Origin of the sequence: Pseudorhodobacter ferrugineus DSM 5888 (assembly GCF_000420745.1) — a bacterium.
GTDB lineage: Bacteria > Pseudomonadota > Alphaproteobacteria > Rhodobacterales > Rhodobacteraceae > Pseudorhodobacter > Pseudorhodobacter ferrugineus.
Window position 1 is genome coordinate 15,138 of sequence record NZ_ATVN01000003.1, and the last position, 11,365, is coordinate 26,502.

Below are 11,365 nucleotides of genomic sequence, written 5' to 3' on the forward strand. Positions count from 1 at the left end.
CGGCGGTTATGCCCTCTTGCAACCAAAAAATAATCGTAATACCAAAGGCTTAAGTGTTTAAGGTTTCGCGCATGCACAGCGGCGCGCGTATTGCCACAGCGCAACATCAATATTGTACGAGCCCCTCCTGAAAACCGGGGGCTTTTTGGGTTTTGGGGGCTCGACAGCACTCAAGGTCCGCAAGTATTTGGTGGGGCTAGGGTTCCAAAGACCGTGCCGATGGAACCCCGCGGCGATTTTCTAGCCGAACACCAGCCCACCATCGACGATCAAGTTCTGCCCGGTCACTGCCCGGGCCCATGGCGACGCAAAAAACAGGACCGCATCCGCCATGTCTTCCGGTGTTGTCACGTGGCCCAGAGGGGTTTGGGATGCAATGATGTCGAACACAGCATCCGGCGTCGCTGAACTGGCATCGGTTGTGCGCAACAGGCCACCCGACACCATGTTGACCGTGATGCCCATAGGCCCAAGTTCTTTGGCCGCAGTGCGGGTAAAGGCCAGAGATGCGCCCTTGGCCGCGGTATAATCGTGATAGGGTACGATGGGATTTTGCACCAGGTTTGTGCCGATTGTGATGATGCGGCCAAAGCCTTGGGCTGCGCAGTGGGCCTGCATCACGGCAAGGCAGTTCAGCGCGCCACCCACCGCTGTTTCGGTCTGCCTCGCGATATCGGCCCAACACAGTTGGTCCAAATGGGTCCGCGCATCGCCGTTGAACGTGAAATCCGCCAGGGCGTTGTGGACCAGCACGTCCGGTGCGCCAAAGCGGTCGGTGATCTGGCCTACCATTGCCGCAACTTGCGCGGGGTCGGTCACATCCGCACAAAACGCGGCGGTGCGCGGGCCAAGGTCGGTTGCCAGCGCCTCGGCCGCCGCTCGGCTGTTGCGATAGTTGATGGCGACCCTTGCGCCTTCACGGTGGAACGCACGGGCGATGGCGGCCCCAAGGCCACGTCCAGCGCCTGTAATAAGAACGGTAAGATCAGCGATTGGGCGTGTCATTGGGTGTTTCCTTTGGTTATGGCGTGAAAATGGTGGGTCGGGCCGTGGCCTATGCCCACCGTCAGGGCATCAGCGGTGGCAATGGCGCGGGCGACATAGGCCTTGGCTTGGACCGCTGCCAGCGGCAGGGGCAGGCCATGGCCCAAATGAGTGGCCAGTGCTGAGGAAAGTGTGCAGCCAGTGCCATGGGTCTTGCGTGTTGGGTGGCGGGTGCCGGGCAGCCAGACCACACCCGCCGCACTGGCCAGCAGATCAGGGCAATCGTTCCCCGGCAGATGGCCCCCCTTCAGCAGCACCGCCTGTGCGCCCAATGCCAACAGCGCCTGCGCTTGTGCCTGCATATCCGCACGGGTCGTGGCCTCGGGAACCCCCAAAAGGTCGGCGGCTTCAGGCAGGTTGGGGGTGATGACGGACGCGATGGGCAGGGCTGCGCGCAAAGCGGCAACCGCCTCGGCCTGCAACAGCCGGTCACCGCTTTTTGCAACCATCACCGGATCAAGAACGATGTGCATCTTCAGTCCGGACAGCCCTTCATGAACCGCCCGGATGATCGCGGCGGTGCCCAGCATCCCGATCTTGACCGCATCCACCCTGATATCGACGCGGATTGATGCAATCTGTGCTGCCACGAAATCCGGCGCGATCATCTGAACGGCGGTGACACCTTGGGTGTTCTGCGCCGTCAACGCGGTGATCGCCGCCATGGCATAGCCGCCATTGGCCGAGATCGTCTTGATATCGGCCTGAATCCCTGCGCCACCCGATGGGTCGGACCCCGCAATGGAAAGGATGTTGGGGATCATGCGGTCCCCCATTCTGCCAGCAGGGCGCGGGTTGCAGCCTTGGGGTCGGCGTCGCGGGTCACGGCGCTGACCACCGCTATGCCGACTGCCCCTGTAGCGCGCACCGCCCTTGCATCGCCGGACTTGAGGCCGCCGATGGCAAAGGTGGGCAACGCAGTAGCCGCAACAATCTGCGCCAAGCCGTCGAAACCGATGGGCGGGGCATGGTCGGGCTTTGTCGGCGTGGCTCGCACCGGGCCTGCGCCGATGTAATCCACACCGGACGGGATAATGCCGGCTTGGGCCACAGTCTCGATGGAAAGACCAAGGATCATGCCGGGGGGCATTCGCTTGCGGATCGCCAAGGCATCGCCGTCGCCCTGACCGATGTGCAGTCCATGTGCGCCAGTGGCCAGCGCAACCTCCACCCGGTCATTCACGATGAGCCGCGCGCCCAGTGCGGCCATTTCTGGCGACAGCAACCGCACCAGCGCCGCCAGATCATCATCGGGCGCGGTCTTGTCGCGCAGTTGCACCAATGCCGCCCCGCCTCGCGCCGCCGCGCGCGCCTGTTCGGCCACGGGAAGGAGGGCGTCGGGGTCGGTGATCACATAAATCGGGCCCCTCATGCGCGGCTGACCCGTGCGCCTGCGGTCATATCCTGCGGTGACAGCGTGTAAAGCGCGTCCAGAAACGCCACCTGAAAGCTGCCAGGGCCATTGGCCCCTTGCGCCGCGCGTTCCCCAGCCAGCCCAAAGTAAACCAGTGCCGCCACCGTCGCGTGCAGCGCCGATTGGCCCACCAGAAACGCGGCGATTAGCCCGTTCAGAGAACAACCCAAGGCGGTGACGCGCGGCATCAGCGCATTGCCATTCTCCACACGGAAGCCTTGTGTGCCATCGGTGACATAGTCCACGGGGCCAGAGACAGCGACCACCGCGCCGGTGCGTATTGCAAGGTCGCGCGCACTCGCCTCGGCCGCGGTTACGGGATCAGCGCTGTCGGCCCCGCGCCCAGTGCCGTCCAGTCCCGCCAGTGCCAGAATTTCGGACGCGTTGCCGCGAATGACCGTTGGTCGCTGGGCCATCAGTCGCGCGCAGACATCACGGCGAAATTGCGTGGCCCCCACGCCAACCGGGTCCAGTACCCAAGGCCGACCCGCATCAGCCATCGCCTGCGCGGCCATCTCCATCGCCTCGGCCCAAGGCGTATCCAGTGTGCCGATGTTCACGCTGAGCGCTTGGGCCAGGGCCGCAAACTCTACCACCTCTTCGCGGGCATGCACCATGGCCGGTGACGCGCCTGCCGCCAGAGCTACGTTGGCGGCAATGTTCATGGCGACATAGTTGGTGATATTGTGTACCAATGGCGCGGCAGCGCGCATGGTGGCAAGGCTGGTTCCGGTGTCTTCCATAATGCTCCCCCGCTGTACGCAAGGGGCCAGTGGCGGGCACCATACGGCCATCAAAGCCTGAATGGGGCACCTACCGCAGACTCCCTACGCCAGCATGATCTGGTTCAGGTTCAAAGGGTACTTCTCAGCCCGGATCCCCGGACGCCCCTGTCGTGAATGCAATGAATGTTGATTCAAGGTCCAAGTCAATACCAATATGCCACAGCCGCAGCCGCAGCTTGGGCATCGGTTCGTTGCCCAAAGCGATGATCCCGTCGTGAAGCCACAGGTTGTCACCGATGCCGGGCTGCGTACCATCGGTATCGAGCCAGTGGTAGCCTAGACCATGGCCACGGCCCACAAAGACGCGGAGGAAGTGTAGCCACCGACGCCGAGATCAAGCAGGCGCTGCTGATCATGGCAACTTACATGCGCACCAGAGCCGAGATGGACATCGCCGCAGCGCGGGTCGATCAGTTCGGAGGCGCGAAGCCCCGTCTGCACCGCGACGGCGAACAGCGCGATGTCGCGCCGCCCGATCCAGGTCATTCGATCCGGTGCAGCGAGAAGGGCGCCCAATTCAGGTTCGGTCAGCCATGTTACCAGCCGCCGATCAAAGCGTTTTGGCGGAATCGTCAGAAGCCGTCCGATGATTGCGGGATGTTCGGGATGGTGCAGGGCGGCATAGCGGAACAGGGAGCGGATCGCGGCAAGCCCGGCATTTCGAGTCCGCACACCGTTCTTCCTGTGGCCCTCCAGATGGTCGAGGAAGGCCCCAATGATTGGCGCATCGAGTATCGTCTATACCGAACTCGCCCGGTGCCTTGCCGTGTCGCTCCGACGCGAAGGCCAAGAGCTGCCGCAGGGTGTCGCGATAGGATTTAACCGTATTTGCGCTGACCTGACGCTGGCGAATGAGGCGGTCGGCGAAAAACGCCTGTAGGGTTGTGGCGGGCGAGTTCATGCGCCACCCGCCAAGTGGCGCTCGAGCCTTTTGCCCGCCAGGCCCAGCAATTCGGGAGCGGACGACAGGTACCTGTACGTGGCGCCGGGACCTGTATGACCAAGGTTGGTCGACAGGATCGCGAGCCGGGAACCGGGGTTGCCCGACCGATAGCCATCGAAGGTGGTGCTAACCGCGAAGCTGTGCCGCAGATCGTGGATCAGGGGTCGGCAGGCCGCCGAGCGCGGACCGATGCCGCAGTGATGCAACCGCTTGTGCAAGATCGGTTGCACCATGGAGTAGCGCATCCGTTCGCCGCGCGAATTGATTAGCAAGGGCGGCATGCCCGAAGGTCAGGGGCGGTCATCGCGGTGCAGGTAGTGGCCCAGCTTCGCGACTGTGCTCTGATGCAGCGTAAGGCACCCGCCTTGTCGAATTTGCCGTGCCGGATCGTCACCATGCCACTGGCCGCGTCGAAGTCGCCGAGGCCGATCGCCTCGCTGATCCGCATGCCGGTCGCTGCCAAAAGACTGATCAAGGTCTGATAGATCGCCTGCACATGCGATCCGCAGAGGTGACCCATGGCTTGCATCAGAGCCGTAATCTCCTGTGGCGTGTTTGAATACGGCGTCGCGCTTGCGCTGGCAGCAAATCGGCAGGCGGTATCTCGGTTGTAGGGTCAAGTGTTTGCAGGTGTCGGACAAAGAGGCGAACCTCGGCCCGACGTCTCGAGGTTCGATCGCGGCGGCACCAGATGGGAAGGTCGCCTGGACCCGCAAAAGGACCACGGGCCTTTCGACGATGTGATGGCCAGACATCCTTCGTGATCTCGGCTCATCCACGCGATGACTGCGACGGCGCGGTGCGCCATCAAAGCGTGGTTTCAAACACCCGACGCGATGGGGCAGGCAATATTGATTTCAGCCTTCTCGATCTCGGTGCTGGGGTTGATCAGCCGGAACTGCTTGCTGAAGTGCAGCGCTACTTGCCGGGCATCATGCCGGAAACTGTGGTGGATCACGAAACTGCCCTGATCCGATTTCAGCAATTCTGTGTTGGTGCGGTCAAGGTCATGGGCGGCAAAAACATCTATCGTGCGCCCCGCTAGGTCAAACGCATCAAGGATCGCCCGGTTGCCGCCGCCAATTGAATAGACCGAGGTGATCTTGGGGTTATCGTGTAGCGCATGCAGGATCAGCGCGCCCGTGGGGGGATCCACACCATAGCTTTCAGAGACGGTCACCATCGCAAGTCTGGGCGCGTGTTTCGCAAGATAGCCTGAAAGCCAGAACGCCGGGCGCCCTCACTCTCAAATGTCTGGCTGGACAGTGTGATCAGCACGCTGGACGTTTGCGGCTGCGCCATGCGGGCCAAAAGCTAGGCGGCTGTGGCGCATGCACGGCTATTATCCATGCCTACATAGGCCAGGCGCAGCGGTTGGGCGGCATCTGTCACATAAGTAACGATCGGGATTTTCTGTGCGGCAAGGCTGGCCAGGCAGGCCTCAACCTCGGCGGTAGCTGGGACTTTCATAACGATGCCCTGCGTGCCCCGGCGGGTGATGGCCCGCAAAAGAGCGACCAAAACCGCATCGTCCAATCGCTCGGCCAAGTGAAAGCGGGCACGAAAGGTTACTGGCCGCATCAAGTGCAGTTCTGCCTCGAACGCGTAACATTGTCCGTCGTCATATAAAATGGGACGTTAGAGCGGCTTGAACATTGGAGGCTCTGGCTCGTTTGTGTGATTGAGTATGCTGCTTGTTTTTGATGTTACAAGCGTCGTTGTTGGATTGTCCATTTCTTGATCCTTTTCCGTTCTCTGAGAATGGCGTTGTCGCGTCCGAAGTAGACGTCTGCGGGCGTGACGTTGTTCAGGCTCTCGTGGTAACGCTGATTGTTGTAATACTCGACGAATACGCCATTCTGGACTTGCTACGGTTTAGTTCCGGTCTTTTTTGGTCTTGTCGCGGTTTGGTGCCGCTCCTTTGACAGCGTAATGTGCAGCAAAGGAGATGAACCATGGGCACAGTCAGGACGGATGAATTTCGCAAGGATGCGGTGCGGATCGCGCTGAGTTCGAAGGGCTAGAAAATGATCCGGGGGATCATTTTCTCTGAGGACGGGCTTTCACGCAAACAGATCGCTGATGATCTGGGTGTCGGGATGTCGACGCTGAACAAGTGGATCACAGCGTATCCGTTGCCCTCTCATGGTTTGCAAGACAAACCATGAGAGTGGGGACACAGATGTGGTGTCGCATGAGGATCGCGAACTAGTGCTTGAGAACGAACGGCTCCGGCGCGAAAACCGCATACTGCGCGAGAAGAGGGACATCCTAAACTGAGGCGGATCAGAAAACAGTCCGGGGGACTGTTTTTCCCGACGAAGGCCACCTATTACCTGGCAGGCGATTACGCAGTAATCTGCCGAGAGGGTTTCGGTTCGTCGAGGAACATCACGGCTGCTTTGCAACGGATCGGTTGTGTCAGGAGAGGAAGTCAGCCCTCGTGGCTTGTGGGCCATACGCCGCCGCCCTGCCAGCCGCAGGCAGCACACAGGCATGGTCGTTCTGGCCCATATCAAGGAACAATCGCGCCTGAGCCTGGGCAGCTATGCGTTGCCCGGGAGGTGATTGCAGGCAATCACCGTAAGGTGCAGGCCCCGGATGACGGAAGAGCTGAAGGACGTCGGGGTTGATGTGGGCCATCCGTTGTCCGGCAGCGGTTTGCCTTGCAAACCGCGAGAGGGTCCGGGTCGGGCGGCTGATGCGTGAGAACGGGATCGTCGTTGAAAGAACACGCAAATTCAAGGTGGAGGAGGGTCAGGAAATGATCCGGTGGATCATTTCCCCGACGACGCACGGACAGCGATCACACGTTCAACATCGCTCCGAACCTGCTGGATCGCGACTTCGCGGCGGCTGGGCCGAACCAGAAGTGCCCTCTCATGGTTTGCAGGCAAACCATGAGAGGGGTAACAGGCCGGTGATATCAGCTATATCTGGACCCGAGAGGGCTGGCTGTATCTCGCTGTCATCCTCGATCTGCATTCGCGGCGTGTCATCGCCCTGCGTGATTTGCACGCAAAACCCTTCCGGGTAACAGCATGGGCCCCCTCTCGGGATCATGCCTTGCATGACCCTGCCGGGCAACGGTCAGCAACCGCATGAAACGCGATCCGTTGGCCAGTATGCGCCGCTTTACTCGCCTGACCAATGCCTTTTCAAAAAAGGCTGAAAACCACGCATATGCCGTTTCCCTGCACTTCATGTATTACAACTTTTGCCGTACTCACAAAACGCTTCGCATGACGCCAGCAATGGCCGCAGGTCTTGTGTCTAGCCCTTGGGAAGTGTCAGATATCGTTGCGCTGGTAGAAAAGGCTGAGGCAGAAGCGGCCCCGAAAGTTCGCGGCTCTTACAAGCCCCGTAAAAAAGATATTTCAAACTGACCCACTACCGAAAAGCCCCTTGGCCTTCGAGCGCCAAGGGGCTTAAACGAGCATTCGGGGCCGCACGAATACGTGACAAGACCAGTGGCCGCAATTCCGCATCCCGCTGATGTCGTGCTATGCTTTAGAGTCTGATTTGAAACGAACGTAACAATTTCAGACACATGGCATTTGATGCGCTGCGCAACGTTTGCTGGTCGCCCTTCACCCAAACCCAACAAAATCAGATGTTAGGGCCGCCGACCTTGTCTGCCATGATGGCATTGCGATGCTTTGGTTGAGCGCAATACATTGATTTTATTTATTAATTTTGGATCGGCGCGACACACCAGGCGGTGATAAAATGTCGACGGCGCAATCGGCAGAACCCTGCAGATCGACTCGATGCCATAAACAATGCGCTGATCTTCCCCTCTCGCGCATGTGAGCATGCGCTGCCTGGCAGCGAATGAAGGCGATCATCGCTTCAGTGGGCGGTCGCGTTCCGTCCCACTGACAGACAGGGTATCGCGCAGCGATGTCCCGAGAGGAGGCGCAAAATAAGCTGAGGCTTCGCGGAGAATTTCATTCGCCTGCCGCAGCTCCCGGACCTCACGTTCCAAGGCCTTGATCCGGTCCCGTTCCCCGGTTGTGACCCCGTCGCGCATGCCGCTGTCTTTCTCAGCCTGCTTGACCCATTCGCGCAGGGCCTGGGGAATACAGCAAATCTTGGGTGCAATGGCCGCGATCGCGCCCCCCTGCGTTTCGTATGAACCTAGATGCTCAAACACCATCCGGACCGCGCGCGCGGTCCTCGGGCGAGTAGCGATTTGCCATTCTGCTTTTCATCATAACCATCATCCTTACTCAAGTTGATGGTCTCAGACAAAACCGGAGCGATTCAGACGGCGGCAGTGCGAGCTGACCTTGTTCCAGCATTTCAATGGCCTCTACAATACGCGTCGCCGCCGCTCAGCGCTGGGATGTAAAAGCCCCGCAACTTTCGAACGAAAAGTCGCATAATATGTGAGCACGAGGGCCAAAATGAAAGCATGACAAGTCCAGAGCCGTCTCATTCTATCCCGTCGCAGGGGCCGTAAAGCGGCTAAAAGAATTGCACACGCAGTCAGGCCGCCCTTCCAGCTCCCTACATGCAAACATCCGACGTTCGGTCGGCATGGCTTTGCTAGCCGGCACGAATGACTTCGGTATTCCATTCACGACAGCGGGCTTCAAGTTCTGGTGCCAACGGCTGATCCGTGAAAAACATATCGATTTCGTCCAGCGAGGCGATGCGGGCTGGGGCGGTACGTTGAAATTTGGAATGGTCAGCAACCAGAAAGCAGCGTCGCGATTGTGCGATGATGGCTTGGCTCACCTCGACTTCTTGAAAATCAAAATCAAGCAAATCGCCGTCTTGGTCCAAGGCCGAACACCCAATAACGGCTATGTCGAACTTGAATTGTTTGATTGTTTTGGAAGCCAAGTTCCCGATCAGGCCGCCATCAGAGCGGCGCAGCGTGCCCCCGGTGACGATGACTTGGCAGTCGGGGTTGGCGGCTAGAATTTGCGCTACATTCATATTATTTGTCACCACCAATAGCCGATGTCGAGTTAGCAGTTCCTGGGCGACGGCCTCGGTGCTGGTGCCGATATTCAGGAACAAAGAGGCCCCGTCGGGAATTTGTTTTGCGCAGGCTTGCGCGATGTTTCGTTTGGTCTCTCGGTTTAGGGTTCGGCGATCTTCATAGCCAATGTTAGTGGTTCCCGAAGGCTGAATAGCGCCGCCGTGGACGCGCTGAAGGCGGCCCGCATCTGCGAGCTCGGTCAAATCGCGCCGAATGGTTTGAACGGTCACGCCAAAGCGCTCTGCTAGGCCTTCGACCGTTACCTTGCCCTCGGAACGGACAATTTCCAGGATATCGGGCTGACGAAAGGTCTGGGACATGATTCTATTCCTCCAACGCAAAACTGTTCCTTTTCGTTCGTATCGGCAAGTATTTTGCCTCGTGGAGGATAATTTTCCAGGTTCATTGATAAAGCAAACTGCAAAATCCTAAGCCCGGAGGCGACATTAAAACCCGTCTCTAGCAGTGGGTTGTGAGAATTACTTATTCGAATTATTCGCTTTTTGGTAAATCGAAATTAAAACTTGCAAAAACGCGCATCCCGTGGTTCGTTATGTTATTGTTTTCGATCATTTGGTGGGGAGGCCTGATGTCGTCGCTAGTTACAGAAAATCAGGTCAAAGATCTGTTCATTATCGGCGGTGGCATCAATGGATGCGGCATAGCGCGGGATGCTGCGGGGCGCGGGTTAAGTGTGTCTCTCGCTGAAATGAACGACTTGGCCTCTGCCACATCCAGCGCCTCAACCAAGCTATTTCATGGCGGCTTGCGCTATTTGGAGTATTGGGAGGTGCGCTTGGTGCGTGAGGCGTTGATTGAACGCGAAACGCTGCTGTGCGCGATGCCGCATATCAGTTGGCCCATGCGATTTGTGCTCCCTTATCATAAGGATATGCGATTCGAAGGTGATACGCCCACGTCTAAACTTCTGGGTTTTGTCATGCCGTGGATGAAGGGGCGCAGACCCGCGTGGCTGATCCGCTTGGGGCTGTTCATGTATGATCACTTAGGGGGGCGCAAGGTTTTGCCGGGTACCGTCACCTTGTCGTTGCCTGGAACACCCGAGGGTGCGCCAATCGATGATCGTTTCACGCGCGCATTCGAGTATTCTGATTGTTGGATCGAAGATTCTCGGTTGGTTATTTTGAACGCCCGTGATGCCGAGGCGCGTGGCGCAGAAATTATGGTTCGAACGAAGGTACTTTCTGCCGCGCGCGCCGACGGTTTGTGGGAAATCACGTTGCAGCGGGGCGATCAAATCGAAACCCACCGCGCCAAAATGCTGGTAAATGCGGCTGGGCCATGGGTCGGCGATGTCATTCAGCAAAAGGTTCGGATCAATTCAACCGAGGGCGTGCGACTGGTTCGTGGTAGCCATATTGTTACCAAGCGGTTGTATGACCATGATAAATGCTATTTCTTTCAGGGGACCGATGGGCGCATCATCTTTGCCATTCCCTATGAGCAGGATTTCACCCTGATCGGCACCACCGATGCCGAACATGAAAGCCCTGACAAGGCCCCAGTTTGCACCGATAAAGAGCGCGATTACCTGATCGGGTTTGCAAATAAGTATTTCAAACAAGATATCACTGCCGCCGATGTGGTCTGGACCTATTCCGGCGTGCGGCCGCTGTATGATGACGGGGCCAGCAGTGCCACGGCTGCCACGCGTGATTATACGCTAAAGGTCGATGCGACAGGTGGCGCGCCTATTTTGAACATCTTTGGGGGCAAAATCACCACCTATCGTCGCCTTGCAGAAAGTGCGCTTGATAAGGTGGCAGTCTATTTTCCCGGCTTGTCCGGGAAATGGACGGCTGGCGTGGCCTTGCCGGGGGGGGATTTCCCGCAGGATGGCGTGCCGGATCTGATTGCGGCGCTGCGTAAGGATTATCCCTTTCTGACCGCCTTTTGGGCGCGTCGCCTGATCCGCGCCTATGGCACCGAAGCGGCCGTGGTTTTGGGTGATGCCAAAACCCCCACCGATCTTGGCCGTGATTTTGGCGCAACATTGACTGCGCGTGAGGTGGATTGGTTGATGACCCGTGAATATGCACGCCGCGCTGAAGATGTCGTTTGGCGGCGCAACAAGTTGGGTCTGCGGCTGGATGCAGGCCAAATAGCGGCTTTGGATGCGTGGATGCAAAGCAAGGACGACGTAGTGATAAAGGTGGGGGAATGAC

Annotated in this window: 11 protein-coding genes, 5 pseudogenes and 1 riboswitch; of the genes and pseudogenes, 5 read left to right on the plus strand and 11 right to left on the minus strand. The window is 58.7% G+C overall.

Translation table 11 applies throughout. The features are described 5' to 3' along the window. Positions 1 to 240: 240 nt before the first annotated feature. The 6 genes and pseudogenes from G560_RS0103270 to G560_RS21745 all read right to left on the minus strand — a co-directional run. A complete protein-coding gene (locus tag G560_RS0103270; protein ID WP_022702883.1) occupies positions 241 to 1,005 on the minus strand; it encodes a 3-oxoacyl-ACP reductase in 765 nt (254 codons plus the stop codon). Then, complete coding sequence (gene thiD, locus G560_RS0103275) at positions 1,002 to 1,808, minus strand: bifunctional hydroxymethylpyrimidine kinase/phosphomethylpyrimidine kinase (RefSeq protein WP_028913672.1); 807 nt, start codon at positions 1,806 to 1,808, stop codon at positions 1,002 to 1,004. The genes G560_RS0103270 and thiD overlap by 4 nt, the downstream gene beginning before the upstream one ends. After that, positions 1,805 to 2,416 (minus strand): thiamine phosphate synthase, encoded by a 612-nt coding sequence (gene thiE, locus G560_RS0103280; RefSeq protein ID WP_022702885.1) that lies wholly within the window; start codon positions 2,414 to 2,416, stop codon positions 1,805 to 1,807. The genes thiD and thiE overlap by 4 nt, the downstream gene beginning before the upstream one ends. Next, positions 2,413 to 3,201 carry a hydroxyethylthiazole kinase gene (thiM, locus tag G560_RS0103285; RefSeq protein ID WP_022702886.1) on the minus strand — a complete coding sequence of 263 codons (789 nt, stop codon included), beginning with the start codon at positions 3,199 to 3,201 and terminating at the stop codon, positions 2,413 to 2,415. Before thiM ends, thiE begins: the two co-directional genes overlap by 4 nt. 64 nt (positions 3,202 to 3,265) lie before the next feature. After that, positions 3,266 to 3,360, minus strand: a riboswitch (TPP riboswitch). A gap of 159 nt (positions 3,361 to 3,519) precedes the next feature. Continuing rightward, complete coding sequence (locus G560_RS21435) at positions 3,520 to 3,915, minus strand: site-specific integrase (protein ID WP_028913673.1); 396 nt, start codon at positions 3,913 to 3,915, stop codon at positions 3,520 to 3,522. 136 nt (positions 3,916 to 4,051) lie between these two features. Beyond that, a pseudogene (locus tag G560_RS21745) lies at positions 4,052 to 4,144 on the minus strand (hypothetical protein); the annotation flags it as partial. 95 nt (positions 4,145 to 4,239) lie between these two features. Between G560_RS21745 and G560_RS20935 the strand changes: the two are divergent. Together G560_RS20935 and G560_RS21185 are read left to right on the plus strand one after the other, a co-directional pair. Next, positions 4,240 to 4,455, plus strand: a complete 216-nt coding sequence (locus G560_RS20935; protein ID WP_155947133.1) for a hypothetical protein — start codon at positions 4,240 to 4,242, stop codon at positions 4,453 to 4,455. Between the two features lie 75 nt (positions 4,456 to 4,530). After that, positions 4,531 to 4,668 (plus strand): hypothetical protein, encoded by a 138-nt coding sequence (locus G560_RS21185; protein ID WP_162140849.1) that lies wholly within the window; start codon positions 4,531 to 4,533, stop codon positions 4,666 to 4,668. 338 nt (positions 4,669 to 5,006) lie between these two features. Here G560_RS21185 and G560_RS20220 read toward each other — a convergent pair whose 3' ends face one another. The 3 genes and pseudogenes from G560_RS20220 to G560_RS21335 form a co-directional block, all read right to left on the minus strand. Continuing rightward, a complete protein-coding gene (locus G560_RS20220; protein ID WP_022702888.1) occupies positions 5,007 to 5,369 on the minus strand; it encodes a type 1 periplasmic-binding domain-containing protein in 363 nt (120 codons plus the stop codon). 131 nt (positions 5,370 to 5,500) lie between these two features. Further along, complete coding sequence (locus G560_RS20225) at positions 5,501 to 5,770, minus strand: type 1 periplasmic-binding domain-containing protein (protein WP_211215442.1); 270 nt, start codon at positions 5,768 to 5,770, stop codon at positions 5,501 to 5,503. A gap of 122 nt (positions 5,771 to 5,892) precedes the next feature. Further along, a pseudogene (locus tag G560_RS21335) lies at positions 5,893 to 6,042 on the minus strand (IS3 family transposase); the annotation flags it as partial. A gap of 99 nt (positions 6,043 to 6,141) precedes the next feature. Between G560_RS21335 and G560_RS20535 the strand changes: the two are divergent. Further along, a pseudogene (locus G560_RS20535) lies at positions 6,142 to 7,186 on the plus strand (transposase family protein); the annotation flags it as partial. Positions 7,187 to 7,311: 125 nt separating this feature from the next. Then, a pseudogene (locus tag G560_RS0103335) lies at positions 7,312 to 7,572 on the plus strand (IS1 family transposase); the annotation flags it as partial. A gap of 311 nt (positions 7,573 to 7,883) precedes the next feature. Here G560_RS0103335 and G560_RS20540 read toward each other — a convergent pair. Together G560_RS20540 and G560_RS0103350 are read right to left on the minus strand one after the other, a co-directional pair. Beyond that, positions 7,884 to 8,403 (minus strand): annotated as a pseudogene (locus G560_RS20540) (transposase); the annotation flags it as partial. Positions 8,404 to 8,737: 334 nt separating this feature from the next. Continuing rightward, positions 8,738 to 9,499 carry a DeoR/GlpR family DNA-binding transcription regulator gene (locus G560_RS0103350; protein WP_022702895.1) on the minus strand — a complete coding sequence of 254 codons (762 nt, stop codon included), beginning with the start codon at positions 9,497 to 9,499 and terminating at the stop codon, positions 8,738 to 8,740. A 269-nt stretch (positions 9,500 to 9,768) separates the two neighbouring features. Between G560_RS0103350 and glpD the strand changes: the two genes are divergently transcribed. Continuing rightward, on the plus strand, positions 9,769 to 11,364 hold the full coding sequence (gene glpD, locus G560_RS0103355) for a glycerol-3-phosphate dehydrogenase (RefSeq protein WP_028913676.1): 1,596 nt from the start codon (positions 9,769 to 9,771) through the stop codon (positions 11,362 to 11,364). Position 11,365 lies beyond the last annotated feature (1 nt).